A 25,898-nucleotide genomic window follows, 5' to 3' on the forward strand; every position below is an offset into this window, starting at 1 on the left:
CGGCGGGCAGCCCTGGACGGAGTACCGGTCAGTGGCCGACGGTCACCGCGGGCGCACCCGCGGACGGGGCGTTCCACCCGGCGGCGGCGTCGCCCAGCAGACCCAGGCCGACGACGACGGTCGCGGTGCACAGCGCGACGGCGAGACCGGCGAGCAGGCGCTCGACCCGGCCGCGCACGCCCGCCCGGGCGCGGGCACGCCGCGGCCGGGGCGGGACGAGACAGCGCCGCTCCAGGGGCCGGACGGTCCGCGGCGGCGGGACGGCCACCGAGCGGGCCGGACGCACCGCACCGGGCGCCGACGCCGGAGCGCACGGCGCGGTCCACAGCGCCGCGGCGCGCGGGGCGCCCGAGGGGCCCTCGGTCCGCACGGGCCCTCCGGCCCCGGCGGCTCCGGCGCGGCGGGCCCGGGCCGCGGGGTGGCGGGCCACCGACGCGGCCAGCGCCCGCTCGCGCGCACCCTGCGGCGCCCACCGCCGCGCGGCCCGCTCGGCGGCCGGGACCCGCGCCGCGCGCGGCGGCGCGGGCGCACCGGACGGCGCCGCGGCCGGCGAGCCCGGCACCGGCTCCCCGAGCGGCACCGCGCGCGCGGCCGCTCCCCCGGCCACCCGCAGGCCACCGCCGCCCGTGCCGGTGCCCGTCGCCCCGGCCCCGGCCGTGACCCCGGCCAGGGCTCCGGCGCGGCCGTACCCGCGGACCCGCTCGTCGCGCTCTCGCATCGTTCCTCCTGCCGTCGGACCGCCCGTCCCCCGGGCGGCCTCCCCTCGCCCCGACCGGCCCTTCCCCGAGCCCGGTCGAACGGGCGTACGAGCGGTGTAGCAGCCGGCACCGACAAGAACCGCGTCGCCGCAGGTCGGAGCCGGTTCCACGGTCACCGCGCGCCGGCCACGGTCACCGGCGCCACGGGCGCCTGCGCGACCGCGGCGACGTCGGCGAGCACCCCGAGGGCGAGCACCGCGACCGCCGAGGCCGCCGCGACCCCGGCCGCCGCGACCGCGCGGCGCACCGGACCGGGCGCGGCACGACCGCGCAGCGGCCGCACGGGCCCCGCCGTCGCGACCGGACCCGCCACCGCCGTCGCCGCCGTCACCGCCACCGGGAGCACCACCGCGGACCGCCACCTCTCGCCTCGCCACCGCCGCACGGCCGGACGCCCCGCGGACCGCGCCCGATCGAACCCGTGTTCGATCGAACGCCCGTGCGATGTTGTACCACCGCGGGCCGACGGAATCCACGACACGCCCCGGCGAACTTCGAACGCATGTTTGGCGAACCGGCCGGGGGCGGCTAGGGTCGGCGCCGTAAGTACCCCGAGGAGGCGAATGCGATGGCAGCGGACGAGACCGGAGGCGGTGGACCCGGCGTGACCGGTACTGCCGCCGGCCGGGGATCCGCGAAGGTCCGGGAGTTCCCCGACCCCGCGGCCGACACCCGCGGCCTGACCCCGCGGCAGAAGAAGGTCCTGGCCGTGATCCGGGACTGGGTCGACCGCTACGGCTACCCGCCGAGCGTGCGCGAGATCGGGGACGCGGTGGGGCTGACCTCCACCTCCTCGGTGCACCACCAGCTGCGCACCCTGGAGCGCAAGGGCTTCCTGCGGCGCGACCCGAACCGCACCCGGGCGGTGGACGTCCGCAGCCCCGAGCAGATCGCCGGGACCGACGGCGCGGACACCGACGCCGACACCGCCGACCTGCGGTCCGAGCGCCCGGCGCCGGCCTTCGTCCCGCTGCTCGGCGACATCGCCGCGGGCGGGCCGATCCTGGCCGAGCAGGCCGTGCAGGACGTCTTCCCGCTGCCGCGCGAGATCGTCGGCGAGGGCACCCTGTTCCTGCTCAACGTCAAGGGCGACTCGATGGTCGACGCCGCGATCACCGACGGCGACTGGGTGGTCGTGCGCCAGCAGCCGGTGGCCGAGCAGGGCGAGGTCGTCGCCGCGATGATCGACGGCGAGGCCACGGTGAAGACCTTCCGCCGCAGGGACGGCCACATCTGGCTGATGCCGGCGAACGACGCCTACGACCCCATCCCGGGCGACGACGCGTCGATCCTCGGCCGGGTCGTCGCGGTCCTGCGCCGGCTCTGACCGGCGCCCCCGGCCGGGCCGGGGCGGGACTCACCGGCGGCGCCGCCGCCCGTGCAGGGCCATCGCCCCGACCCCGGCCAGCAGCACCGCGCCCAGCACGGCGGCGCCCGTGGCCGCGGGCAGCCACGGCGGGCCGGTGTCGACCGCCGGTGCCCGCCCGGGCTGGGCGACCACCGGCGCGCCGGGCCCGGTCGCGGCGGCCACCGCCCCCGGCGCCGCGACGACACCCGCCGCCGACAGGCCGCGGGCCTCGCTGCCCGAGTGCAGCGTGCCCCGCCCGTCGGGCGCGACCGCCTCGCCCTGGGCCTCCCCGGGCAGCGGCACCTGCAGGGGCGCCCCGCGCAGCGCCGTGACGACCGCGCCGGCGTCGGCCGGCCCGTCGGCGGGCAGCGGGAACACCCAGGCGTCGGTGTAGGTCCGCAGCACGACCGCGCGCCCGCCCGTCGCCCCCGGCGGGGACACGCCCCCGCCGGTGACGGTCCGCGAGCCGGCCGCCCCGAGCGGGCCGCCGCCCGTCCCGGACCAGGGCAGGACGACCTGCCCGGCCCGCACCCAGTCTCCGTCCGGTCCCGGACCGGCGGCGCGGTACACCCCGGCCGCACCGGTGGTCTTGTCGACGACCAGCGGCACGCCGTCGTCGCCGACGAGGACGGCCTCGGCGTCGCGCGGGCCGTCGGGATAGCGCAGGTCGTGCACCCGGACCGGACCGGCGGGAGGGAGCACCACGAGCCGCACCGAGGGGCGCCGCGCGCCGTTGTCGCCGATGTCGGCGACCCACAGCGACCCGTCGGCACCCAGCCCGAGGTCCTCGACGTCGGTGACGGCGACCCCGGTGTCCCGGACGGCGCTCACGGCACAGGTCGCCGGGTCGAGCGTGTACACCCGGGCGGTGCCGCCGCCGTCGGTGATCGCCTCGTAGCGCGCCGCCCCCGCCCCGGGCTGCCCCGGCGCGACCAGCCCGGACAGCTCCGACAGCCGCGGGTCGTCGACCGTGCAGACCGGCTCCGGGGCCGGTACCGGCGACGACGCGACACCCGCACCGGGCAGGCACAGCAGCGCCGCGAGCACCGCGCCGCCACGGCGGGAGCGCCGCAGGCGCGTCCGTGTCAGTGCCCGGCCGCCGTCGCCGGCAGCCCGCTCCCGTCCGTGTCGGGAACCGCGGAGCCGGCGACCGCGAACGGCAGGACCGCGGTGCCCAGCTCCGGCCCGACGCGGGCGCGGATCCTGGTGCCCTCGCCGGTGTGGGACTCGCTGAGGATCTCGCCCTCCTCGTGCAGCCGTGCCACCAGCCCACCCTCGGTGTAGGGCAGCAGCAGGTCGACCTCGAACTCCGGGCGCGGCAGCCGCTCGGCGATCCGCTCGCGCAGCTGCGCGATCCCGGCGCCGCTGTGCGCGGAGACGAACACCGCGTCGGGCTGGGCGTGCCGCAGCCGGGCCAGCGCGAGGTCCCCGGCGGTGTCGGTCTTGTTGATGACGAGGAGCTCGGGCGGCATCGTGTCGCCGGACTCCTCGCCGATCTCGACGAGTACCTGGCGGACCGCGGCGATCTGGTCGTCGGGCAGCGGGTCCGAGCCGTCGACGACGTGCACGAGCAGGTCGGCGCGGGCCGCCTCCTCCAGCGTGGAGCGGAACGCCTCCACCAGCTGGTGGGGCAGGTGGCGGACGAACCCGACGGTGTCGGTGAGGGTGTAGGCGTGCCCGTCGGGCGTCTCGGCCTTGCGGGTGGTCGGGTCCAGGGTCGCGAACAGCGCGTCCTGCACCAGCACGCCGGCGTCGGTGAGCTGGTTGAGCAGGCTGGACTTGCCCGCGTTGGTGTAGCCGACGATCGCGACCGACGGGACCTCGTTGCGGCGGCGGTTGCCACGCTGGGTCTCGCGGACCTGGCGCATCGCGCCGATCTCGCGGCGCAGCTTGGACATGCGGGCGCGGATCCGGCGGCGGTCGAGCTCGATCTTCGTCTCACCCGGGCCGCGGCCGCCGATGCCGACGCCGCCCGCGGCGCGGCCACCGACCTGCCGGGACAGCGCCTCGCCCCAGCCGCGCAGGCGCGGCAGCAGGTAGGACAGCTGGGCCAGCTCGACCTGGGCCTTGCCGTCCCGGGAGCGGGCGTGCTGGGCGAAGATGTCGAGGATCAGCGCGGTCCGGTCGATGACCTTGACCTTGAGCCGCTCCTCGAGCTGGCGGAGCTGGCCGGGCGAGAGCTCGCCGTCGCAGATCACGGTGTCGGCGCCGGTGGCGCGCACGGTGCCGAGCAGCTCCTCGACCTTGCCGGAGCCGATGAAGGTGGCCGGGTCGGGGGTGGAGCGGCGCTGCACGAGCCCGTCCATCACCTCGGACCCGGCGGTCTCGGCGAGGCGGGCGAGCTCGGTCAGGGAGTTCTCGGCCTGCTCGGCCGTCCCCTCGGTCCAGACGCCGACGAGGACGACGCGCTCGAGCTGGAGCTTCCGGTACTCGACCTCGGTGATGTCGGTGAGCTCGGTGGACAGCCCGTGGATGCGGCGCAGCGACGAGCGCTCCTCGAGGTCGAGCTCGCCGCCGGTCGGGACGTCGGAAGGGGTGTGGGCATCAGTCATCTTGCCGCCCAGTGTCCCACGTCGTGTCGCGCGTGTCCGCCCGGATTCGGCCCGGTCAGGCGGGCGCGTCCCACCAGCCGCGGTCGAGCTCGCCGGTGGCGAGCAGCACCGCCGGGCCGTGCAGCACCGCGGGACCGGTCCGGGCAGGCGAGCCGGCCGCGACGGTCACCCGCAGCCGCCCGCCGGGGGTCGTGACGTGCACGTCGCCGGCGTCGTGCCCGGCGTGCCGCAGCGCCGCGACGACGGCGGCCACGGTCCCGGTGCCGCAGGCGCGGGTCTCGCCCACGCCGCGCTCGTGCACCCGCATCCGGATGCTGCCGCCGTCGGCCGGCCCGGACAGCGGGGTCAGGAACTCCACGTTGACGCCGTGCGGGAACACCACCGGGTCGTACGCGGGCGCCCCGGTGAGGTCCAGTGCGTCCGGGTCCGACCCGATCACGCAGGCCAGGTGCGGGTTGCCGACGTCGAGGGCGAGGCCGTCGAACCGGGCCCCGCCGGTCGTCGCCACCGACGCGGGGCCGATCCCCACCGTCCCGAGGTCCACCGACACGGTGTCCTGCCCGACGGTCGTGTCCAGCACCCCGTTGCGGGTGCCGACCGGCCCGCCGCCGGGCGCCCAGCCGCGCTCGTGCAGGTAGCGGGCGAACACCCGCAGCCCGTTGCCGCACATCTCGGCGACCGAGCCGTCGCCGTTGCGGTAGTCCATGAACCACTCGACGCCCTCGACCGGCTCCCCCACCCCGGGCTCACCGGCCAGCTTCGCCCAGCGCACCACCCGCAGCACGCCGTCGGCGCCGAGGCCGCGGCGGCGGTCGCACAGGGCGGCGACCCGGGCCGGGGTCAGGTCGAGCGCGGCGTCCGGGTCGGGCAGCACGACGAAGTCGTTCTGCGTGCCGTGCCCCTTGCTGAACGCGATGCCGCCGGTCATGGCTCCACCCTACGAGCGGGCCCCGGCGGTCAGCACCGACAGGGCCGTCGCGGCGAGGCCCGGGTCGGCGCCGTCGAGCCAGTGGATGCGCCGGTCGCGGCGGAACCAGGACCGCTGCCGGCGCACGAACCGGCGGGTCGCGCGCACCGTCTCCGCGCGGACGGCGGCCAGGTCGGGGTGGTCGGGGTCGCGGTCGAGCGCGTCGAGGACCTGCCGGTAGCCCAGCGCCCGCGACGCGGTCCGCCCCTCGGCCAGCCCGTGGGGCAGCAGCGCGCGGGTCTCGGGCACGAGCCCGTCGGCCAGCATCCGGTCGACCCGCAGCGCGACGCGGTCGTCGAGCTCGGCGACGTCGCGGTCCACCCCGAGCAGCACCGCGTCGTAGCGGGGGGCACCGGCGGTGGGCAGGCTCGCGCGGAAGGGGCGCCCGGTCAGCGCGACCACCTCCAGCGCCCGCACGATCCGCCGCCCGTTGGAGGGCAGCACCTGCTCCGCGGCGGCCGGGTCGACGGCGGCGAGCCGGGCGTGCAGTGCGGCCGCGCCGTCGCGTTCCAGCTCCGCGGTCAGCTCCGCCCGCAGCGCGGGATCGGTGCCGGGGAACTCCAGCTCGTCGAGCACCGCCTGCACGTACAGCCCGGACCCGCCGACCAGCACCGGGGTGCGCCCGGCGGCGCGCAGGCTCTCGACCACCGCGCGGGCGGCGCGCTGGTAGGCCGCGACCGAGGCGGTCTCGGTGACGTCGAGGACGTCGAGCTGGTGGTGCACGACCCCGCGCCGCTCGTGCGGGGCGAGCTTGGCGGTGCCGATGTCCAGGCCCCGGTAGAGCTGCATCGCGTCGGCGTTGACGACCTCCCCGCCGAGCGCGAGGGCCAGCTCCAGCCCGAGGTCGGACTTGCCGGTCGCGGTCGGCCCGACGACCGCGACCAGCGGCGGCGCGCTCACGCCGGTTCCCACACCGCGACGTGGTAGGCGACGCCGTAGGGCATCGAGGTGTGGCGGTGCGCCGCGGTCCAGGACCGCCCGTCCGCGGCGCCGGCCAGCACCTGCCACGGGGCGCGCCCGGCCGCCCACAGCGCGGCCGCCGCGGCCGGGTCCAGCCCGGCCAGCCCCGCCGGGTCGGCGCGGTCGAACGCGGCGGCCACGACGGTGTCGAACGCCTCGGCGCGCGGGTCGAAGCCGCCGGGCGCCTTCTGCGCGTGCTTGGCCGCCCCGTCGCCGACGACGAGCAGGCCCACCTGCTCACCGGCCAGCTCCGCGCCCAGCGCCAGGCACTCGGCGGTCGGGGCGTCCGGGGCGACGAGCTCGCCGCGCACCGAGGCGACCGGGGCGCCCGCCGTCGCCCAGGCCGCGACCAGCAGCGGCAGCGGCAGCTCCGCGCCCTCGTCCGCGGCCGTGTCGCCGCCGTCGCCGCCGCCGTCGCCGCCGGGCAGGGCGACCGGCACGTCGCGGCCGTAGCCGGCGAAGGTGCCGCGGGTGCCGGGGGCGACGGTCCGCCGCCCGCCCGGGTCCGCGCCCACCGCGACCCAGGTGTCGGCGTGCTCCGCGAGCGCCGCGACGGCGGTGCCCACGGCCTCGCGCAGCCCCTCGGTCTCGACCGCCGCGTCCCCGCAGAGGGCGGGCACGAGCAGCGGCGGCTGGGGCAGGACGGCGATCGCGACGGGCACGGTGTCCGAGCCTAGCCAGCGCCGCGCCGTACCCGCCGGTCCCACCCGGACCCGGACGCGCGGTTCCCCCGAGGCCGGTCGACCTGCTTGAATCGCGGTTCCGGCCTCCTCGCGACGAGGGGCAACCGGTGCGCGCACGGCCCCGGGCGGACCTCCGCCACGGGGCGCCCGCCGTCACGGCGGGCCGAACGAGGAGGACGAACCGGTGTCCGAGAGCCACGAGACCCCCGCCGCACGGCCCGCGCCGCCCAAGCCGGGACCGCCCCGGCCGGGACCGCGCCCGGGCCCGCCGCCCGCGGCCCGTCCCGCGCCCGGCCCGGCCGCCGCCCCGGTCGCGCCGCCCGCCGCGCACCCCTCGCCGGTGCCGTCGGCCGCGGACGACCCGCGCCGCTGGGGCCGCGCCGACGAGGACGGCACCATCACCCTGGTCACCGCCGAGGGCGAGCGCGTCATCGGCTCCTACCAGGCGGGCCCGCCGGCCGAGGGGCTGGAGCACTTCGCCCGCCGGTTCGACGCGCTGGTCACCGAGACCGAGGTGCTCGCGGCCCGGATCGCCGGCGGCGGCGACGCGAAGGCCTCGCTGAGCGCGCTCACCACGCTGCGCGACGGGCTGGCCGAGGCGCACGTCGTCGGCGACGTGCCGGCACTGCGGGCCCGCATCGACGAGCTCGTCGGCCGGGCCGAGGAGGGCGTCTCCGCGGCGCGCGAGGAGCGCGAGCGCGCCCGCCACGACGCCGTCGCCCGCAAGGAGGCGCTCGCCGTCGAGGCCGAGAAGCTGGCGGGCGACTCCACGCAGTGGAAGCAGGCCGGGGACCGCTTCAAGGCGATCCTCGACGAGTGGCGCACCGTCCGCGGCGTCGACAAGAAGACCGACGAGCAGCTGTGGAAGCGCTTCTCCAAGGCCCGTGAGGCGTTCAACCGCCGCCGCGGCTCGCACTTCGCCGACCTGGACCGCCAGCGCGTCACCGCCAAGGCCCGCAAGGAGGAGCTGGCCGCGCAGGCGGAGGCGATCGCCGACTCCGACGAGTGGAACGCGACCGCGGCCGCCTACCGCGACCTCATGACCGAGTGGAAGGCCGCCGGACGCGCCCACCGGGAGGCCGACGACGCGCTGTGGGCCCGCTTCCGCGGCGCCCAGGACCGCTTCTTCGCGCGCCGCAACGAGCACTTCTCCGCCCGCGACGCCGAGTTCGCCGGCAACGCCGAGGCCAAGCGGGCGCTGCTCGCCGAGGCCGAGACGATCGACCTGTCCGACCCCGACACCGCCCGCGCGCGGCTGCGCGAGGTCCAGGAGCGCTGGGAGGAGATCGGGAAGGTCCCGCGCGAGGACATCCGGACCCTGGAGGGGCGGCTGCGCGGGATCGAGGAGAAGGTCGCCGCCGCCGCCGCCGCCGAGTGGCGCCGCACCGACCCCGAGGCGCAGGCCCGCGTCGAGCAGTTCCGCTCCCGGGTGGAGCAGTTCGAGGCGCAGGCGGAGAAGGCCGAGGCGGCCGGGGACCGCAGGCGGGCCGAGCAGGCCCGCACGCAGGCGCAGCAGTGGCGGGAGTGGCTGACCGCCGCCGAGCAGGCGGTCGACGGGCGCTGACCTCGGACGTGGCCGGGCTCGCGCACCCACCCGCGCCGACGCCCGGCTACCCTCCGGTCATGTCATCGGATCGTGACACGACGGGTGAGCAGGCGCCGGCCGACCTCGCGTTCGACGCGCTGGCCGACCCGGTGCGCCGGCAGATCCTGTCCGTGCTGTCCGAGACCGACGAGCTGAGCGCGGGCGGGCTGGCCGAGCGGATCACCACCGTCGGGCGCACGGCGGTGTCCACGCACCTGCGGGTGCTCCGGGTCGCCGGCCTGGTGACCGAACGCCGTTCCGGGCGCTACCGCTACTACGCGATCGACTCCCGGGGCGCCGCGGCCGACGTGATCGCGCTGTTGCGCTCGCTGTTCCAGGGCTCGCTGCGCGACGCACGGTCCGCGGCCGAACGGCACGACTCCGCGGGCACCCCGCGGGAGGACGTCGGATGACCCCGCGCCCACCCCGGGCGCGGTAGTGGGCGCGCTGGCGATCACGGTCGAGGACCTCGCGGCCGTCCCCCCGGAGGTCGTGTTCGACCGGTTCGGGACGGGTGACGACGGCGGCTGGCTGTTCGGGGCCGTCTGCGACCGGCTCGCCGTGGGCGCCGTCGTGACCCTGCAGGCACCCGTCGGGGGCGGCCCGCCGGTGGAGATGCTGGGGCGGATCAGCGACCTGCGCCGCCCGGTCGCCGTCACCATCGAGCACGACCAGCCGTGGCGGGGCCGGATCCGGCTGCGCTTCGACCGCGCCCCGGGCGGGACCCGGATCCGGCTGCACGCCGAGATCGACGAGCGCGGCCTGGAGTGGGTGATGCGGCGGCGCGGGCTGCCGGTGCGGGAGCGGGTCGCGACCGGTCCCCGGCTCGGTGTGCTGACCAGCCGGTCCGGCCCGGGCAGCCTGTTCGCCGCGGCCGTCGCGAACGTGGCGGGGCTCGCCGTCGACGAGGTGAACGGCGACGGCGGCGTCGACGGCGGGCAGGTGGAGCTCCTGCTGGCCGACGACGCGACCGACCCCGGCACCGGGGCGCTGGAGGCGCTGCGCCTGGCCCGGGCCGGCTGCTCGACGATCGTGCTGATGACGACCTCGGCCACCTACGACGCGGTGGCCGCCGCCCTGGCCGGCCACGACGTGCTCGTCATCCTCGCCAACATGAACGAGGGCGGTGGCGAGTCGCGGCTGCGGATCCGGCTCGGCGAGCGCCCGCACACCCAGCTCGCGCTGGCCGCCGGGCCCCTCATGCGGGCCGCCGGCGGGCGCCGCTGGTTCCTGGCCGGCAACGCCTACGTCTGGCCGCGCACCGTGCACGCGGTCGCCCGCTCGGTGCTGCCCCAGCACGGCGGCGTGCTCGTCGGCGAGCGCTTCGCCCCGCTGGGCACCCGCGACTTCACCCCGGTGATCGAGGCCGTGCGGGCCTCCGGCGCGGACGTCGTGCTGAACACCTTCGTCGGCGCGGACAGCGCCGCGTTCGAGCGGCAGGCGCACGCGATGGGCCTGCGCGAGCGCACGGTCAGCCTGGGCCCGGCGATGGACGAGGCCACGCTGGAGCGGATCGGCCCCGCGGCCGCCGAGGGCATCCACGCCGTCTCCGGGTACTTCCAGCTGCTGCAGACCGAGCGCAACGGGTCCCTGCTGGAGCGCTACCGGGCCCGTTTCGGCCGGTGGGCGCCGCCGCTGTCGACCCTGTCCGAGTCGATGTTCGAGGCGATCCAGGTGTGGGCGACGGCGGCCCGCCGGGCCCGTACGACCGCGCCGGGCCCGGTCGCCGACGAGATCCGCCGCGGCCGCTTCGACGTGCCGCGCGGCACGATCGCGCTGGACGGCGACGACGCCCCCGTCGGCCAGCAGCTGCACGTCGTGGCGACCGACGGCACGCGGTTCGTCCCGGTCCACGTCCCCTGACCGTCATGTCAACCCGTCAGTACTGATTGACATGAGCAGGCACTGTTCCTAGGTTCCCTCCCATCCCCCGGATGTGAGGAGTGCTCGTGTCGATCCCACCCCCCGACGCCGCCCGGCTGGCGGAGCTGAACCGGCACCACTCGTTCGGCCTGTCCGAGGCCGAGCTGGCCGAGTTCGGCCCGGCCGTCGCCGCGACCCTGGGCGCGTCGGAGCGCGTCGAGGAGCTCTACCGCGCGACCGCGCCCGACGCCCCGGAACGGTCGTGGTCCGAGCCGGCCGACAACCCGCTGGGCGGCTGGTACGTGACGACCTCGGTGACCGGTGCCGCCGACGGGCCGCTGGCCGGGCGCACCGTCGCGCTGAAGGACAACATCTCCCTGGCCGGCGTGCCGATGACCAACGGCTCCGCGAGCGTCGAGGGCTTCGTCCCGCGTCGCGACGCGACCGTCGCCACCCGCCTGCTGGCGGCCGGGGCGACGATCACCGGCAAGGCGGTCTGCGAGGACCTGTGCTTCTCCGGCGCGAGCTTCACCTCGCGCCCCTGGCCGGTGCGCAACCCGTGGGACACCACCCGCATCTCCGGCGGGTCGTCGAGCGGCAGCGGTGCGCTGGTCGCCGCCGGGGCCGTCGACATGGCCGTCGGCGGCGACCAGGGCGGCTCCATCCGGATCCCGAGCGCGTTCTGCGGGACGGTCGGCCACAAGCCCACTCACGGGCTGGTCCCCTACACCGGGGCGTTCCCGATCGAGGCGACGATCGACCACCTCGGCCCGATCACCCGCACCGTCGCCGACGCGGCCCTGATGCTCGGGGTGCTCGCCGGCGTCGACGGCCTGGACCCGCGCCAGCCCACCGCGCTGGACCCGGTCGACTACGTCGCCGCGCTCGCCACGCCGGCGGCCGGGCTGCGGGTCGGCGTCGTCACCGAGGGCTTCGGCCGGCCGGAGAGCGACCCGGGTGTGGACGAGGCGGTACGGGCCGCGGTCGGCACGCTGCGCGAGGCCGGGCTGACCGCCGAGGAGGTCTCGATCCCCTGGCACCTCGACGGCATGGCGGTGTGGAACGTCATCGCCACCGAGGGCGCCGCGCACCAGATGGTCGAGGGCAACGCCTACGGCATGAACTACCCGGGGCTCTACGACCCGGAGCTGATCGCGCACTACCACCGGCAGCGGCACGCGCGCGGCGCCGAGCTGTCGAAGACGGTGAAGCTCGTCGGGCTGTCGGGCAGCTACACCGCCGGGCTCGGGGGCGGACGCTGGTACGCGATGGCCCGCAACCTGGCCTTCGAGCTCCGCGCCGCCTACGACGCCGCGCTGAGCACCTACGACGTGCTCGTCATGCCGACGCTGCCCTACACCGCGCCGGAGCTGCCCGGCCTCGACGCCGGTCTGGACACCTACCTCCCGACGGCGCTGGGGATGATCGGCAACTGCGCCCCGATCGACGTCTCCGGGCACCCCGCCGCGTCCGTCCCCGCAGGGTCGGTCGACGGGCTGCCGGCAGGCCTGATGATCGTCGGCAGGCGCTTCGACGACGCCACCGTGCTGCGCGTCGCCCACACCTTCGAGCAGGCCGTCGGCGGGTTCCCCGCCCCGCCTGCGCTCACCACCGTGGGCGGACCGCACTGAACGGGGTCCCCGCCCCCGCACCGGCGCCGCGCCGAGCCGCGCCCCGCGGGGCGGGGGCCCCCGCGGGGCGGGGGCCCTCAGTCCCGACGCAGCGCGGCGCCCGCCCAGACGAAGGTCAGCAGCACGACCGCGACGACGCCGAGCACCATCCCGAACCCGGGCCCGGCGCCGTTGCCGGTCTGCTGCGACCAGATCGCCCACAGCCCGGTGACCGAGGTGATCCCGCACCCAACGGCGGCGACCAGCGCCAGCACCCACAGCCGGGTCAGCAGCGCGGCCGCCGACACCACGATCGCGGTCGCGGTCAGGGTGAAGGAGAACAGCGTCGGCAGCGGCCCCGACGCCCCGCCGGACAGCACCCGCCAGCCCGGCGTCCCGGCCACCCAGGGCAGCAGCAGCGCCGCGACGGCCGCGACGATCGCGACCGCGATGAGCATGGCCCGCCCGCCCGGGTCGATCCGCCGGGTCACCCCGCGCCCGGCGCTCTCGATCTCGGCTCGGGTCTGCGGCGAGACCTCGCTCATCGGGCACCTCCGGTGCTGGTGGGGACCCCGCAGGCGCCCGCGGCGGCGGGCTCCTCGGCCGGCTTGCCGAACGCGGGCAGTCCCAGTGTCGTCGGGGCGCCGGACGGGCGCTCGCCGGCCTCGGCGGCGTCCCCGGCCCGGGTACGGCGGTGGGTCAGCACCCCGCCGTCGGCGACGAGGTGGTGCGGGGCGCCGCGGTCGATCCGCACGGTGACCAGGTCGCCGGGCCGGATCCCGGTGGCGGTGCCGGGCGCGAAGTGGACCAGCCGGCCGTCGCGGGCGCGGCCGGTGAGCCGGGCCGTCGCGGCGTCCTTGCGGCCCTCACCGGTGGAGACCAGCAGCTCGACCTCGGTGCCCTCCTGGGCGCGGTTCTCCTCCCAGGAGATCCGCTCCTGCAGCGCGACGAGCCGCTCGTAGCGCTCCTGCACGACGGCCTTGGGCAGCTGGTCGGGCAGGTCCGCGGCGGGGGTGCCGGGGCGCTTCGAGTACTGGAAGGTGAACGCGGCGGCGAACCGGGCCCGCTCCACGACGTCGAGGGTGTCCTGGAAGTCCTGCTCGGTCTCGCCCGGGAAGCCGACGATGATGTCGGTGGTGATCGCCGCGTGCGGGATCGACTCCCGCACCTCGTCGAGGATCCCCAGGAACCGCGACGACCGGTAGGAGCGGCGCATCCGGCGCAGCACGTCGTCGGAGCCGGACTGCAGCGGCATGTGCAGCTGCGGGCACACGTTCGGGGTCTGCGCCATCGCCGCGATCACGTCGGAGGTGAAGTCGCGCGGGTGCGGGCTGGTGAAGCGCACCCGCTCCAGCCCCTCGACGTCCCCGCAGGCCCGCAGCAGCGCCGCGAAGGCGGACCGGTCCGCCGTGCCGTCGGAGAAGCCCGAGCCGTAGGCGTTCACGTTCTGCCCCAGCAGCGTCACCTCGAGCACGCCGTCCGCGGCGAGCGCCTGCACCTCGGCGAGTACGTCGCCGGGACGCCGGTCGCGCTCCTTGCCGCGCAGCGCGGGCACGATGCAGAACGTGCAGGTGTTGTTGCAGCCCACCGAGATCGACACCCAGCCGGCGTAGGCGGAGTCGCGCCGCGCCGGCAGCGTCGAGGGGAACACCTCGAGCGCCTCGGCGATCTCGACCTGCGCCTGCTCGTTGTGCCGGGCCCGCTCGAGCAGGGTGGGCAGGGCGTGCAGGTTGTGCGTGCCGAACACGACGTCGACCCACGGCGCCCGCCGCGTGATCGTGTCGCGGTCCTTCTGCGCCAGGCAGCCGCCCACGGCGATCTGCATCCCGGGGTTCGCGACCTTGCGCGGGCGCAGGTGCCCGAGGTTGCCGTAGAGCTTGTTGTCCGCGTTCTCCCGCACCGCGCACGTGTTGAACACGACGACGTCGGCGGTGTCGGGGTCCTCGGCGCGGGCGTACCCGGCGTCCTCCAGCAGACCCGCCATCCGCTCCGAGTCGTGCACGTTCATCTGGCACCCGTAGGTGCGCACGGTGTAGCTGCGGCTCACACCCCCGAGGGTAGGCGCCGGTGCCGCTCGACCGGCGATCGCCTCCGGCGGGATGATGGGCGGGTGCACCGGTCCGGGGTCCCGCTCACGCGGCGCACCGTGCTGCGCGCCGGCGCCGCGCTGGGCGCCGCGGGACTGCTCGGCGGCTGCACGGGGCCGCAGCCGCCGTCGCCGCTGGTGATCGCGGGCGGGGTGCAGCCGGGCGTCTACATCAACCTGGCCCGCGCCCTGTCGGCGATCTGGCGGGAGCGGCTCGGGCTGCCCGCCGCGCCGGAGGTGCTCGGCACCGCGGGCAGCGCCCAGAACATGGAGCTGCTGACCAGCGGCCGGGCGACGGTCACGATCAGCCAGGTCGACGTGGCCGCCGACGTCGCCGCGCGCACCACCGGACCCGCCGAGCCGCGGGCGCTCGCCCGCCTCTACGACGACGTCACCCACGTCGTCGCCCGTGCCGACTCGGGGCTGCGCGGCCTCGACGACCTGCGCGGACGGCGGGTGTCGATCGGGCCGGGCGGCAGCGGCTACCAGCCCATCGCGATCCGGCTGCTCGACGTCGCCGGCATCGGCGTCGCCGGCCTCGGCACGCGCGCCGAGCTCGGCCTCACCGACGCCGTCGCCGCGCTGCGCGAGGGCCGGATCGACGCGTTCTTCTGGTCCGGCGGGGTCCCGACCGACGGCATCCGCGAGCTCGCCGCGCAGGTCCCTATCCGGCTGCTGGAGCTCGGCACGGCGCTCGACCGGATGCGCGACCGCTTCCCCGTCTACTCGGTGGCCACGGTCCCGGCGAACACCTACGGGCTGCCCGGCCCGGTGTCGTGCCTGTCGGTGCGCAACGCGCTGCTGGTCACCGCCGGGATGGACGCCGACCTCGCCCGGGCGCTGATCCGCGCCGCCTTCGACGAGCAGCCGCGCCTGGCGCAGGCCAGCCCGGCCGCGGTGACGATCGACTCCCGCTCGGCGATCGGCACCCAGCCGATCCCGCTGCACGAGGGCGCCGTCGCGTTCTACCGGGCCACGAAGGGCTACTGAGCCGCGGGCCCGAGCGGTCCCCGCCCGGCCGGGCGCAGCCACAGCGTCACCCGCAGCCCGCCGCCCGGGGCCGGGCCCAGCTGCAGGGACCCGCCGGCCGCGACCGCGGTCCGCGCGGCGATCGCGAGGCCGAGCCCGCTGCCCTCGACGTTGGTCTGGCCCGGTGCGCGCCAGAACCGGTCGGTGGCCCGCGCGCGGTCCTCGGCGGTCATGCCCGGCCCGCCGTCGACGACGCTGACCCCGATCAGGTCGGTGGTGCGCAGCGTCGCGACCCGGACCCGGCGCCCGGCGGGGGTGTACTTGAGCGCGTTGTCGAGCACCGCGTCCAGCACGGTGTCCAGGCCCGTCTCGGAGATGGCGGCCCGCAGCCCGTGCGGGCCGCTGCGGCGCAGCTCGATCCCGGAGTGCTCGGCCAGCGGGCGCCAGTTGTCGACCCGCTCGGCGATGACGACGTCGAGGTCGGTCTCCCCCGCCCCGGCCGGGTCCTCGACGGCGCGTTCGGCACGGGCCAGTGCCAGCAGGCCGTCGAGCACCCGGGACAGGCGCTCGGCCTCCTCCATCGCGGCCAGGTGGTCGTCGGAGGCGTCGGCCCGCACGTGGCCGTCGAGGTTCGACAGGCGCAGGCGCAGCGCCGTGAGCGGGTTGCGCAGCTGGTGGGAGGCGTCGGCCACGAAGGCGCGCTGCGCGGCGAGCGCCTCGCGCACGGTCTCGGTCATCCGGTCGAACGAGCCCGCGAGCGAGCGCAGCTCCGGCGGTCCGCTGCGCCGGGTCGGCGAGCCGGGCCGCTCCCCGGCGGCCACCGCCGTGCCGACCCGCCCCATCGCCTGGTCGAGGCGGCGCACCGGGCGCAGCACCCACGCCGTCAGCGGGAGCGCGACCAGGATCCCCGCGAGCAGCGCGAACACCGCCGCCCCGGCGATCAGCGACCAGGTGCGCACGGTCTCGGCGCGCAGCGCGTCGGTCGGCGAGACCGTCTCCACCGCGCCGACCACCTCGCCGTCGACGAGCACGGGCTCGGCCAGCACCAGCGGGCTGTCCTCCCACGGCATCAGCAGCGGGTAGCTCGCCGAGCGCCGCCCGGCGAGCGCGACCCCGGTCCGCTGCTGCGCGTAGGCGTCGAGGGCGGGCAGCTGCTCGCGCGGCCGCGACGCGGTCAGCAGCGCGCCGCTGCGGTCGACCACGAGCACCGCGACGTCGTACACCTCGTCGTAGCGGGCGATCTCGGCGGTGAAGGTGCTCAGCGCGGAGCTGCCGGCGGGCGCCTCGATGAGCGGGCGCTGGGCGGCGGAGGAGAAGGAGATCGTGTCGGTGAGGCGGTCGGTGAAGACCTCCTCCTGGGCGCGCTGCGCGGCGGTCAGCGCGAGCGGGACGCCGAGTCCGGCGGCCAGCAGCCCGACCAGGACCAGCACGACGAGCAGCAGCCGGCTGCGCACGGCGCGGCGCTCTCAGTCCTCGGTGGCGGCGAACCGGTACCCGACGCCGCGGACGGTGCGCACCAGCTCGGGCCGGCCGAGCTTGGTGCGCAGGGTCGCCACGTGCACGTCCAGGGTCCGGTTCGCCCCTGCCCAGCCGCGCCCCCACACCTCGGCGACGATCTGGGCGCGGGTGCAGACGGCGCCGTCGGCGCGGGCGAGCAGCGCGAGCACCTGGAACTCCTTGCGGGTGAGCACCACCTGCTCCCCCGCGACGGTGACCTCGTGGCGCTCCGGGTCGACGCGGACGTCGCCGACCGTCACCGGGGCGGATCCGGCGGGGGCGACGGAGCCGTCGTCGCCGACCTTGCGGCGGCGCTGCACGGCGTGCACCCGGGCGACGAGCTCGCCGATGTCGTAGGGCTTGACCAGGTAGTCGTCGGCGCCGGTGTGCAGGCCGGCGATGCGGTCGCTGACCTCGCCGCGGGCGGTGACCATCAGCACCGGCACCTCGGAGACCGCGCGGATCTCCCGGCAGACGTCGAGGCCGTCGGCGTCGGGCAGGCCCAGGTCGAGCAGCACGACGTCGACCCCGTCGAGGTGGTCGACGGCGCCGCGGCCGCGGTCGAGCCGGGTGGTGGTCATCCCGTGCCGGTGCAGCGCCGGACGCAGCGCGGCGGCGACCCGGTCGTCGTCCTCGATGAGCAGGATGTGCACCCGCGCCCGTCCCTTCCGTTACGTGGCCGAGACCCTAAAGGTTCCTCAAGGTGGTGGACTCACATGTCCGTTCCGTCCAGGCTCTCGCCATGTCCGGAGGCAGCATGACCAGTACGACACCCATGGTGCGGATGGCCGGGGTGCAGAAGCACTTCGGAGACCTCCACGTGCTGCGCGACATCGACCTCGACGTCGCCCGCGGTGAGGTCGTCGTCGTCCTCGGGCCCTCCGGTTCCGGCAAGTCCACACTCTGCCGCACGATCAACCGGCTGGAGCCGATCGACACCGGCACGATCGAGATCGACGGCACCGCGCTGCCCGCGGAGGGCAAGGCCCTGGCCGGGCTGCGCGCCGACGTCGGCATGGTGTTCCAGTCGTTCAACCTGTTCGCGCACAAGACGATCCTCGAGAACGTCACGCTCGCGCCGCTCAAGGTCCGCGGGGTCTCCAAGGCCGAGGCCGAGAAGACCGGGCTGGCGCTGCTGGAGCGCGTCGGGATCGCGAACCAGCGCGACAAGTACCCGGCGCAGCTGTCCGGCGGGCAGCAGCAGCGCGCCGCGATCGCCCGCGCGCTGGCGATGAAGCCGAAGGTGATGCTCTTCGACGAGCCCACCTCGGCGCTGGACCCGGAGATGGTCAACGAGGTGCTCGACACGATGACCTCGCTGGCCAAGGAGGGTATGACGATGGTCGTCGTGACCCACGAGATGGGCTTCGCCCGCCGGGCCGCGCACCGCGTCGTGTTCATGAGCGACGGCGAGATCGTCGAGGACTCCACGCCCGACGACTTCTTCACCGCGCCGCGCAGCGACCGGGCCAAGGACTTCCTGGGCAAGATCCTCTCCCACTGACCCACCCCACCCCGACGAGCGGAGCGAACGTGAAGAGAACCCGCATCCTGGTGGCGGCCGCCCTGGCCGCCGCCCTGGCCCTGGCCGGCTGCGGCCAGGAGGGCGCACCGGGCGCCGAGGGCTCGGGCTACACCCCGACCGTCGCGCAGAACGTCGAGGTCGCCGGCTCGCCGACGTTCGCGGCGATGAAGCAGCGCGGCCGCGTGGTCGTCGGCGTGAAGGACGACCAGCCGGGCCTCGGCTTCCGCGACGCCACCACCGGCCAGTTCACCGGCTTCGACATCGACATCGCCAGGATGGTCGCCGGCGGTCTCGGCTTCTCCCCGGACCAGATCGACTTCAAGGTCGTCCCGTCCGCGGCGCGTGAGGACGTCATCGAGCGCGGCGAGGTCGACTACTACGTCGGCACCTACACGATCAACGACAAGCGCAAGCAGCGCGTCGGGTTCGCCGGGCCGTACTACACCGCGGGCCAGGGCCTGCTGGTGCGCGCCGACGACAACGCGATCACCGGCCCGCAGACGCTGCAGGGCAAGAAGGTCTGCTCGGTCACCGGCTCGACCCCGATCCAGCGGGTCCGGGACCAGAACCTCACCGAGGCGGCGAACATCGTCGAGTTCCAGACCTACACCCAGTGCGTCGACCAGCTGATCAACAAGCAGGTCGACGCCGTCACCACCGACGACGCGATCCTGCTCGGCTACGCCTCGCAGAACCCGGAGCAGCTGAAGGTCGTCGGCGAGAAGTTCTCCTCCGAGCCCTACGGCATCGGCCTGCCGAAGAACGACACCGCCCTGCGCACCAAGGTCAACGACCTGCTGCAGGCCGCGATCGACGACGGCACCTGGAAGACGATCTACGACGGCACCCTGGGCAAGTCCGGCACCCAGGCCCAGCCGCCGGCGATCGACCGCTACTGATCCCGTGACGCGGCCGGTCCCCGGGTGGTCCCGGGGACCGGCCGCGTCCCCGACGTACGGAAGGAGGGCACCGCGGTGAACGTCCTGCTGGACAACGCCGACGTGTACTGGCGCGCGATCGTCGGCACGATCGGGCTGTTCGTCGTCTCGGCGATCGGCTCGCTGGTCCTCGGCACCCTGATCGCGGGGCTGCGCGTCAGCCCGGTCCCGATCCTGCGCAGCTTCGGCGGCCTCTACGTCACCCTGCTGCGCAACACGCCGCTCACCCTGGTGCTGTTCTTCTTCGCCTTCGCCTACCCGCGCCTGGAGCTGGTGGAGTTCTCCTTCTTCACCCTGGCCTGCATCGGCCTGACGCTCTACACGGCCGCGTTCGTCTGCGAGGTCGTGCGCTCGGGCATCAACACGGTGCCCGTCGGGCAGGCCGAGGCCGCCCGCGCGCTCGGCTTCACCTTCACCCAGACCCTCGGCCAGATCGTGCTGCCGCAGGCCGTGCGCGCGGTCGTCCCGCCGATGACCAACATCCAGATCGCGCTGCTGAAGAACACCACGATCGCCTCGGGCTTCGCGGTGTTCCAGCTCGGCAGCGTCTACAACGTGCTCTCCGAGCGCGGCTACAACGTCATGGTCGGGCTGCTGTGGATCGCGGCGATCTTCGTGGTCCTGGTGGTGCCGCTGACGGTCCTGCAGCGACGGCTCGACGCGAAGTGGGGTGTCGCCCGATGAGCTCGGTCCTCTACGACGTCCCCGGGCCCGCCGCGGTCCGGCGCAACCGGACCCTCGGCGTCGCCGGCTCGCTGGTGGTGCTCGCGCTGCTCGCCTTCGTGGTGTGGCGCTTCGCCGAGGCCGGGCAGTTCTCCCCGCGCCTGTGGGAGTGGATCACCTACGTCCGCATCCAGTACCTGCTGCTCGGCGCGCTGTGGGCGACGATCAGCGCGTTCGCGGTGGCCGCGGTGCTGTCGCTGGCCTTCGGCGCGTTCTTCGCCGCCGGGCGGCTGTCGGACCACCGCTGGGTCAGCGTCCCGGCGACGACGGTCGTCGAGTTCTTCCGCGCCGTCCCGCTGCTGGTCCTGATCTTCATCCTGTACTTCGGCCTGTCCCGCGGGCTCGGCATCGAGATCGACGCCTTCTGGGCGGTGGTGCTCGGCCTGATGCTCTACAACGGCTCGGTGCTCGCCGAGGTCTTCCGGGCCGGGGTCAACGCGGTGCCCCGCGGCCAGCGGGAGGCGGCCTACGCGCTGGGTCTGCGCAAGACCCAGGTCATGACGAGCGTGCTGCTCCCGCAGGCGCTGCGCTCGATGCTGCCGACGATCCTGTCGCAGCTCGTGGTGGTCCTGAAGGACACCGCGCTCGGGTTCATCATCCTCTACCCCGAGCTGCTCTACCAGGCGCGCTTCCTGGGCAGCCAGAACCAGCTGGGCTCGCCGATCCTGCCGGTCGCGCTGGTCATCGCGGTCATCTACATCGGGCTGTGCCTGATCCTGACCGGTGTCTCGCGCCTGGTGGAGAAGCGCCTGTCGCAGGGGCCGCGCAGCGGCGGGGCGAAGCCCGCCGACCCGGAGCTGACCGCGCCGCAGATGCCGTCGGGCGCCGGGTTCGGGGGCGGCGCGGCCTGAGGTCGTGCGGGCACGGGCCCGGGAGGACGTCACGTCCCCCGGGCCCGTCCTCGTCGCGGGGCCGGCGGTGGCCCGGGGTCAGAGGTGGCGCAGGAAGGCGCCCGGGTCGGCGAGGAACCCGCGGGTCAGCCGGACCGGGAGCGCCTCGTCGTAGCCGACGCGGCGGATCGCGCCGTCGTCGCCGATCTCCAGGATCGTCGCGCCAGGCAGCGCGAGCAGGACCGGGGAGTGGGTGGCGACGACGAGCTGTCCGCCCTGCGCGACGAGGTCGGTCATCCGGGCCAGGACGGCGAGCGCGCCGGTGACCGACAGCGCCGCCTCCGGCTCGTCGAGCAGGTAGAGCCCGCGCGGGCCGAACCGGTGGCGCAGCAGGGCCAGGAACGACTCGCCGTGGCTGCGCTCGTGCCCGGAGCCGCCGTAGGCCGGGAGCAGCGGCGCGCCGCCGGGCTCGCGGTCGAGCCGCTCCACCTCGGTCGCGACGTTGTAGTAGGACTCCGCCCGCAGGAAGAAGCTCGTCCGCTCGCGGCCCGGCCGGCGCACCACCCGCAGGTGCGACCCGAGGTCGGACTCGCTGGAGCGCGTCGCGAACCGGAACGAGCGCGACCCGCCCTCCGGGTTCAGTCCCAGCGCGACGGCCAGCGCCTCGACCAGCGTCGACTTGCCCGAGCCGTTCTCCCCCACCAGGAACGTGACGCCCGGGTACAGGGCGAGGCCGCCGTGCTCGCGCAGCCACGCGACGACGCCGATGTCGAACGGGTGGCCCGAGGCCGGCGCGCCGGGGTCGAGCGTCATGCGGGCGACGAAGTGCCCGGCGGCGGGACGTGGCATCGGCGCCCACCGTAGCGACGGCGCGGGGCCCGGACGCCTGCGCGTCCGGGCCCCGTGCGGTGCGGTGCGGTGCGGGAGGGTCAGCCGGTGACCAGGGTCAGGCCGTAGGCCTCCAGCGCGTCGGTGACCGGCTCGAAGTAGGTGGTGCCCCCGACCGAGCAGTCGCCGCTGCCGCCCGAGGTCATGCCCTGGGCCTGGCCCTGCGGGGTGATGTAGGTGCCGCCGGAGTCGCCGGGCTCGGCGCAGGCCGACGTGCGGACCAGGCCGTAGACGACGTCGCCGCCGCCGTAGTTCACGGTCTGGTTGCGGGACTGGACCACGCCGCAGCGGTAGCCGGTCGTCGAGCCGGAACGGCAGACGTCGGCGCCGATGCCGGCCTGCACCGCGCCGCGCACGGTCGGGCCGTTCTCCACCCGGGCCGACGGCGTCCACGCCGCGGTGTTCTCGACGCGGATCGAGCCGAAGTCGCTACCCGGGAAGTTGGTGCGCTCGACCGGCCCGATCGCGGTGCCGTTCGCGCCGTTCCAGGTGCCGCCGAGCTCGGTGCAGTGCCCGGCGGTGATCACGTACGCGGTGCCCGCGGAGTCGGTGGCGCTGAAGCCGATCGAGCAGCGGCCGCCGGCCTGGGCGAGGATCGCCTGCCCGCCGACCAGGTCGGCGTACTTCTCGGCCGGGGCGGAGTTCGGCTCCACCCGCAGCACCGACGGGTCGATGCCCTCGGTGAAGGCGTCGGTCTCGGCGGTGCGCGCGCCGACGACGTTGACCACGACCTGCTCGGTCGCGGGGTCGATCCACCAGCCGGCGACGGCGGCCGGCACGCCGCGGGAGCGGGCGTTCGGGTCGCCCTGGGCGCGGGAGTCGAGCTCGGCCATGGCGACCTGCGGGTCACCCGACGACGGCTGGGCGGGCGCGGCGGCCGCGGTGCCGGCCACGGCGAGCGTCAGCAGCACCGCGGCGCCGACGGCGGCCGCGGCGCGGGCACGGAGGGGGGAACGGGACACGGTGGTCCTCCAGGATGTGCTCCTCGGGCCGCGACGGGGGTCGCGGCCCGTTCGCTCCGGGGGAAGCGATGTGGATCATCCTGGCGTTGATTCGCCCGAATGGGGAGTCTCGTCTTAGCCCGTTCGGCGTAGTACGGCCGTCTCAGAAATCGTTGCGTAGTCGCGGTGTCACCCGAGGGCGTCGTCGTTGTCGATCTCGACGGGCTCGATGCCCTCCTCCGGCGGCAGCGCGAAACCGAAGACCCGGGAGTAGAACGCCAGCTCGGCGTCGAGCGCCCGCCGGATGTTGGCGGCCGCGCGGAAGCCGTGCTGCTCGCCGGCGAACAGCAGGTAGGCCACCGGGACACCGCGCGAGCGCAGCGCGTCGACGATCATCTCCGACTGGTTCGGCGGGACGATCGCGTCCTCGTCGCCCTGCAGCACGATCAGCGGGGTGGCGAAGCGCTCCACGTGGGTCAGCGGCGAGCGCTCGGCGTACACGGCCCGGGCCGCCGGCCACGGCCCGACCAGCCCGTCGAGGTAGCGCGACTCGAACTTGTGGGTGTCGCGGGCCAGCGCGGCCAGGTCGGCGACGCCGAAGTGGTCGGCCCCGGCGGAGAAGGGGGTGTCGGCGCGGGCCAGCGCGGCCAGCGTGGTGAACCCGCCCGCCGAGCCGCCGCGGATCGCCATCCGCACCGGGTCGACGCGGCCGGTGTCGGCGAGCGTGCGGGCCGCGGCGAGGCAGTCGGCCACGTCCACGATCCCCCACGCGCCCTTCAGCTGCTCGCGGTAGGCGCGGCCGTAGCCGGTGGAGCCGCCGTAGTCGACGTCGACGACGCCGAACCCGCGGCTGGTCCAGTACTGCACCCCGACCGACAGCACGGGTGTCGCCGAGCCGGTGGGACCGCCGTGGATGACCACGAGCAGCGGCGGCAGCTCCCCGGCGGGGGCGTCGTGCGCGCCCAGCGGCGGGTAGTAGAGCGCGTAGCCGGTGCGCGGGCTGCCCGCGGCGTCCGACGACAGGAACGTGATCGGCTCGGGCACCGACACCGTCTCCGGGTGCAGGCCCAGGTCGCGCGGGGCGCGCAGGGTCTGCACGCCGGCGGCCCCGGGCTCCCCCGCCCCCTCGGGGGCCGGAACGATCCGGTGCACACCCGGTTCCGCGGTGGGCGACCCGGCGACGCAGACCACCGCGTAGGGCCCGTCGGCGCGCACCGAGCCGATCGCGGTGAACGGGGTGTCCAGCTCGATGATCCGGCCGTCGAGTTCGCGCACGGCGAGCGCGTCGAAGCCCTGCGACGAGCGCGCGAACACCACCCGGCCGTCGTCGAGGACGGCGTAGCGCGACCCGCCGAGCGCCCACCCGGGCACCCCGATCTCGGCGTCGAGCCGGACCAGGGTCTCGATGTCGTGGCCGGGCATCCAGCGGTAGAGGTTCCACCAGCCGGTGCGGTCGGACAGGAAGGTGAGCGACCCGTCGGGCTGCCACTGCGGTTCGGTGACCGACTCGCCCGGCCCGCCCGCGACGACGGTGTCCTCCCCGCTCGCGAGGTCACGGACGGTCAGCTCCACGTCGTCCCACGGCATCGACGGGTGGTCCCACGACAGCCACGCCAGGGTCTCGCCGTCCGGGGAGATGCGCGGTGCGGCGACGAAGTCCGAGCCGCTGACCAGGACCTCCGGCACCGACGGCCGCCGGGCGTCGAGCCGGACGATCTCGTTCACGACCTCGGCGGACGGCGTGTGCTCGGCGTGGTGGTGCTCACGGACCGCGACCAGCCAGGAGCCGTCGGGGGCGACGTCGCCGTCGGCCCAGCGGTCCCCGCGCGGCACCGCGGGGGCGGGGGTGAGCGCGACCGGCTCGCCGCCGCGGTCGAGGCGGTAGAGACGCTGGTCGGTCCACTCGACGTACCAGACGGCGCCGGGGCTGCCGGCGTGCAGCCACCACGCGCCGCCGCCGTACTCGTGCACGGCGGTGCGGGCGTTCGCGCCGTCGGGGAGCAGGTCGCCGCGGGCGCCGTCGTCGGTGCGGCGGACCAGCTGGATCCGGCCGCCCTCGGCGGCCCGGCCCTCGGCCCAGACCACGCCGGTGTCCTCGGTCCCGGGCTCGCCGTCGGGCCGCACCTCGTCCAGCCGGACCGCGGCCGTCACCACCACCTCGGACGTGACCGGTGTCGGCCACGACCCGTACCCGGAGATCGTCACGGCGCCCACGCTAGTCATGCCCGGGGCGCGGTGCCCGTAGGCGGGGTCCCTACCTCCCGGCCCGCGCGACGGTCGCGCGGGCCCGGGCGAGCACCGGTGCGTCGACCATCTCGCCGTCGTGGCGGAACACCCCGGGGTGGTGCTGCGCCTCGGCGAGCAGGGCGCGGGCGTGCTCGACCTCGGCGTCGGTCGGGCGGAACCCGCGACGCACCACCTCGACCTGCGAGGGGTGGATGCAGACCTTCGCCGCGAAGCCGGCGTTCGCGGCGTCGGTGGCGTCGGCGAGCAGGCGGTCGGTGTCGGCGATGTCGGTGAGGACGGTGTCGACCGGGACCGCGCCGGCGGCGCGGGCGGCGTAGAGGACGCGGGTGCGGGCCTCGGTGAGCGCCGGCCCGTAGCCGCCGCCGGCGGTCCGCCCGGTGCGCCCGCCCAGGTCGGCGAGCAGGTCCTCGCTGCCCCACATGAGCGCGGTGCAGTTCGCGGCCCGCGCGATCGCGGGCGCCTGCAGCACGCCGTGCGCGGTCTCGCAGAGCGCGATCACCGGGTGCGGGGCCAGCGCCTCGACCGCGGCGGCGCTGGTGGCCATCGGCAGCATCAGCGTGAGGCCGGGGTGGGCGGCCAGCGCGGCGACGTCGCCGTCGTGGGCGGCGGTGCCCGGCGCGTTGATGCGCACGATCACCCGGGTCCGGTCCAGCTCCGCCAGCGCGGCGACGACCGCGTCGCGCGCAGCGTCCTTGTCGTCCGGGCCGACCGCGTCCTCCAGGTCGAGGATGACGGCGTCGGCCGCGGCGAGCGCCTTGGCGTAGCGGTCGGGCCGGTTCCCCGGGCAGAACAGCACGGCGGGCCCGTGGTCGAGGGGCTGGGCGGTGTCCACGGGCGTTCCTCCGGTCCGACGGCGACTCTCGCCCGCCCAGCATCTCCGGTCGCCCGGTGATCGGCAGCGCCGGCGGGTCCCGGCCGGTCGGCGGTG

General features: G+C 76.1%; 25 protein-coding genes. 10 read left to right on the plus strand and 15 right to left on the minus strand.

Going from position 1 to position 25,898, the window contains the following annotated elements; translation table 11 throughout:
* Window positions 1-28: 28 nt before the first annotated feature.
* Both WJX68_RS18440 and WJX68_RS18445 read right to left on the minus strand, forming a co-directional pair.
* The gene (locus tag WJX68_RS18440; protein ID WP_340292619.1) at window positions 29-718 is read right to left on the minus strand and encodes a hypothetical protein; all 690 of its coding nucleotides are present in this window, start codon (window positions 716-718) and stop codon (window positions 29-31) included.
* A 152-nt stretch (window positions 719-870) separates the two neighbouring features.
* Window positions 871-1,107, minus strand: a complete 237-nt coding sequence (locus WJX68_RS18445; protein ID WP_340292622.1) for a hypothetical protein — start codon at window positions 1,105-1,107, stop codon at window positions 871-873.
* 219 nt (window positions 1,108-1,326) lie between these two features.
* Between WJX68_RS18445 and lexA the strand changes: the two genes are divergently transcribed.
* On the plus strand, window positions 1,327-2,085 hold the full coding sequence (lexA, locus tag WJX68_RS18450) for a transcriptional repressor LexA (RefSeq protein ID WP_340292624.1): 759 nt from the start codon (window positions 1,327-1,329) through the stop codon (window positions 2,083-2,085).
* A 30-nt stretch (window positions 2,086-2,115) separates the two neighbouring features.
* Here lexA and WJX68_RS18455 read toward each other — a convergent pair whose 3' ends face one another.
* The 5 genes from WJX68_RS18455 to WJX68_RS18475 are packed head-to-tail and all read right to left on the minus strand — an operon-like array spanning window position 2,116 to window position 7,247.
* Window positions 2,116-3,153, minus strand: coding sequence for a hypothetical protein (locus tag WJX68_RS18455; RefSeq protein WP_340292626.1), 1,038 nt, complete (start codon window positions 3,151-3,153; stop codon window positions 2,116-2,118).
* Between the two features lie 38 nt (window positions 3,154-3,191).
* Window positions 3,192-4,658 carry a GTPase HflX gene (gene hflX, locus WJX68_RS18460; protein WP_340292628.1) on the minus strand — a complete coding sequence of 489 codons (1,467 nt, stop codon included), beginning with the start codon at window positions 4,656-4,658 and terminating at the stop codon, window positions 3,192-3,194.
* 55 nt (window positions 4,659-4,713) lie between these two features.
* Window positions 4,714-5,586, minus strand: a complete 873-nt coding sequence (gene dapF / locus WJX68_RS18465; RefSeq protein ID WP_340292631.1) for a diaminopimelate epimerase — start codon at window positions 5,584-5,586, stop codon at window positions 4,714-4,716.
* 9 nt (window positions 5,587-5,595) lie between these two features.
* Complete coding sequence (gene miaA, locus WJX68_RS18470; protein WP_340292633.1) at window positions 5,596-6,525, minus strand: tRNA (adenosine(37)-N6)-dimethylallyltransferase MiaA; 930 nt, start codon at window positions 6,523-6,525, stop codon at window positions 5,596-5,598.
* Window positions 6,522-7,247, minus strand: coding sequence for a class III extradiol ring-cleavage dioxygenase family protein (locus tag WJX68_RS18475; RefSeq protein ID WP_340292636.1), 726 nt, complete (start codon window positions 7,245-7,247; stop codon window positions 6,522-6,524). The genes miaA and WJX68_RS18475 overlap by 4 nt, the downstream gene beginning before the upstream one ends.
* A gap of 205 nt (window positions 7,248-7,452) precedes the next feature.
* Between WJX68_RS18475 and WJX68_RS18480 the strand changes: the two genes are divergently transcribed.
* From WJX68_RS18480 to WJX68_RS18495, 4 genes are all read left to right on the plus strand, one after another.
* Complete coding sequence (locus WJX68_RS18480) at window positions 7,453-8,832, plus strand: DUF349 domain-containing protein (RefSeq protein WP_340292639.1); 1,380 nt, start codon at window positions 7,453-7,455, stop codon at window positions 8,830-8,832.
* A gap of 59 nt (window positions 8,833-8,891) precedes the next feature.
* The gene (locus WJX68_RS18485; RefSeq protein WP_340292641.1) at window positions 8,892-9,266 is read left to right on the plus strand and encodes an ArsR/SmtB family transcription factor; all 375 of its coding nucleotides are present in this window, start codon (window positions 8,892-8,894) and stop codon (window positions 9,264-9,266) included.
* Window positions 9,267-9,291: 25 nt separating this feature from the next.
* Entirely contained in the window at window positions 9,292-10,716 is a 1,425-nt protein-coding gene (locus tag WJX68_RS18490) for an ABC transporter substrate-binding protein (protein ID WP_340292644.1), read from the plus strand.
* 86 nt (window positions 10,717-10,802) lie between these two features.
* Entirely contained in the window at window positions 10,803-12,347 is a 1,545-nt protein-coding gene (locus WJX68_RS18495; protein ID WP_340292646.1) for an amidase, read from the plus strand.
* A gap of 77 nt (window positions 12,348-12,424) precedes the next feature.
* On the opposite strand, the gene WJX68_RS18500 is transcribed toward WJX68_RS18495, so the two are convergent.
* Together WJX68_RS18500 and miaB are read right to left on the minus strand one after the other, a co-directional pair.
* Window positions 12,425-12,871, minus strand: coding sequence for an Rv2732c family membrane protein (locus WJX68_RS18500; protein WP_340292648.1), 447 nt, complete (start codon window positions 12,869-12,871; stop codon window positions 12,425-12,427).
* Complete coding sequence (miaB, locus tag WJX68_RS18505; RefSeq protein WP_340292650.1) at window positions 12,868-14,373, minus strand: tRNA (N6-isopentenyl adenosine(37)-C2)-methylthiotransferase MiaB; 1,506 nt, start codon at window positions 14,371-14,373, stop codon at window positions 12,868-12,870. The genes WJX68_RS18500 and miaB overlap by 4 nt, the downstream gene beginning before the upstream one ends.
* A gap of 63 nt (window positions 14,374-14,436) precedes the next feature.
* On the opposite strand from miaB, the gene WJX68_RS18510 reads away from it, so the two are divergent.
* Window positions 14,437-15,402, plus strand: a complete 966-nt coding sequence (locus WJX68_RS18510) for a TAXI family TRAP transporter solute-binding subunit (protein ID WP_340292652.1) — start codon at window positions 14,437-14,439, stop codon at window positions 15,400-15,402.
* Here the strand turns inward: WJX68_RS18510 and WJX68_RS18515 are convergent.
* Together WJX68_RS18515 and WJX68_RS18520 are read right to left on the minus strand one after the other, a co-directional pair.
* The gene (locus tag WJX68_RS18515; protein WP_340292654.1) at window positions 15,396-16,835 is read right to left on the minus strand and encodes a sensor histidine kinase; all 1,440 of its coding nucleotides are present in this window, start codon (window positions 16,833-16,835) and stop codon (window positions 15,396-15,398) included. The two genes, WJX68_RS18510 and WJX68_RS18515, sit on opposite strands and share 7 nt — an antisense overlap.
* Window positions 16,836-16,847: 12 nt before the next feature.
* Window positions 16,848-17,531 carry a response regulator transcription factor gene (locus WJX68_RS18520; protein WP_340292656.1) on the minus strand — a complete coding sequence of 228 codons (684 nt, stop codon included), beginning with the start codon at window positions 17,529-17,531 and terminating at the stop codon, window positions 16,848-16,850.
* 122 nt (window positions 17,532-17,653) lie between these two features.
* Between WJX68_RS18520 and WJX68_RS18525 the strand changes: the two genes are divergently transcribed.
* From WJX68_RS18525 to WJX68_RS18540, 4 genes are all read left to right on the plus strand, one after another.
* Window positions 17,654-18,382: an amino acid ABC transporter ATP-binding protein gene (locus WJX68_RS18525; RefSeq protein ID WP_340292735.1), complete on the plus strand. Its 729-nt coding sequence runs from the start codon at window positions 17,654-17,656 to the stop codon at window positions 18,380-18,382.
* Window positions 18,383-18,411: 29 nt separating this feature from the next.
* Entirely contained in the window at window positions 18,412-19,302 is an 891-nt protein-coding gene (locus WJX68_RS18530; RefSeq protein WP_340292658.1) for a glutamate ABC transporter substrate-binding protein, read from the plus strand.
* 75 nt (window positions 19,303-19,377) lie between these two features.
* Window positions 19,378-20,025, plus strand: a complete 648-nt coding sequence (locus WJX68_RS18535; RefSeq protein WP_340292660.1) for an amino acid ABC transporter permease — start codon at window positions 19,378-19,380, stop codon at window positions 20,023-20,025.
* Entirely contained in the window at window positions 20,022-20,915 is an 894-nt protein-coding gene (locus tag WJX68_RS18540) for an amino acid ABC transporter permease (protein WP_340292662.1), read from the plus strand. The genes WJX68_RS18535 and WJX68_RS18540 overlap by 4 nt, the downstream gene beginning before the upstream one ends.
* Window positions 20,916-20,993: 78 nt before the next feature.
* On the opposite strand, the gene WJX68_RS18545 is transcribed toward WJX68_RS18540, so the two are convergent.
* The 4 genes from WJX68_RS18545 to WJX68_RS18560 all read right to left on the minus strand — a co-directional run bounded on the left by WJX68_RS18545 (window position 20,994) and on the right by WJX68_RS18560 (window position 25,802).
* Window positions 20,994-21,743: an AAA family ATPase gene (locus tag WJX68_RS18545; RefSeq protein ID WP_340292664.1), complete on the minus strand. Its 750-nt coding sequence runs from the start codon at window positions 21,741-21,743 to the stop codon at window positions 20,994-20,996.
* A gap of 80 nt (window positions 21,744-21,823) precedes the next feature.
* A complete protein-coding gene (locus WJX68_RS18550; RefSeq protein ID WP_340292666.1) occupies window positions 21,824-22,744 on the minus strand; it encodes a S1 family peptidase in 921 nt (306 codons plus the stop codon).
* Window positions 22,745-22,912: 168 nt separating this feature from the next.
* Window positions 22,913-24,928, minus strand: a complete 2,016-nt coding sequence (locus WJX68_RS18555; protein ID WP_340292668.1) for a dipeptidyl-peptidase 5 — start codon at window positions 24,926-24,928, stop codon at window positions 22,913-22,915.
* A gap of 49 nt (window positions 24,929-24,977) precedes the next feature.
* On the minus strand, window positions 24,978-25,802 hold the full coding sequence (locus WJX68_RS18560; protein WP_340292671.1) for an HpcH/HpaI aldolase/citrate lyase family protein: 825 nt from the start codon (window positions 25,800-25,802) through the stop codon (window positions 24,978-24,980).
* Window positions 25,803-25,898 lie beyond the last annotated feature (96 nt).

This window comes from Pseudonocardia spirodelae, assembly GCF_037727765.1.
In the GTDB taxonomy this organism is placed as follows: Bacteria; Actinomycetota; Actinomycetes; order Mycobacteriales; family Pseudonocardiaceae; genus Pseudonocardia; species Pseudonocardia spirodelae.

Excerpts from the sequence above, each read along its gene's own strand:
- lexA (WP_340292624.1), top strand. The coding sequence starts at position 1,327 with ATGGCAGCGGACGAGACCGGAGGCGGTGGACCCGGCGTGACCGGTACT.
- WJX68_RS18540 (WP_340292662.1), top strand. The coding sequence starts at position 20,022 with ATGAGCTCGGTCCTCTACGACGTCCCCGGGCCCGCCGCGGTCCGGCGC.
- WJX68_RS18485 (WP_340292641.1), top strand. The coding sequence starts at position 8,892 with ATGTCATCGGATCGTGACACGACGGGTGAGCAGGCGCCGGCCGACCTC.
- WJX68_RS18500 (WP_340292648.1), bottom strand. The coding sequence starts at position 12,871 with ATGAGCGAGGTCTCGCCGCAGACCCGAGCCGAGATCGAGAGCGCCGGG.
- dapF (WP_340292631.1), bottom strand. The coding sequence starts at position 5,586 with ATGACCGGCGGCATCGCGTTCAGCAAGGGGCACGGCACGCAGAACGAC.
- WJX68_RS18525 (WP_340292735.1), top strand. The coding sequence starts at position 17,654 with ATGGTGCGGATGGCCGGGGTGCAGAAGCACTTCGGAGACCTCCACGTG.
- WJX68_RS18440 (WP_340292619.1), bottom strand. The coding sequence starts at position 718 with ATGCGAGAGCGCGACGAGCGGGTCCGCGGGTACGGCCGCGCCGGAGCC.
- WJX68_RS18545 (WP_340292664.1), bottom strand. The coding sequence starts at position 21,743 with ATGCCACGTCCCGCCGCCGGGCACTTCGTCGCCCGCATGACGCTCGAC.
- hflX (WP_340292628.1), bottom strand. The coding sequence starts at position 4,658 with ATGACTGATGCCCACACCCCTTCCGACGTCCCGACCGGCGGCGAGCTC.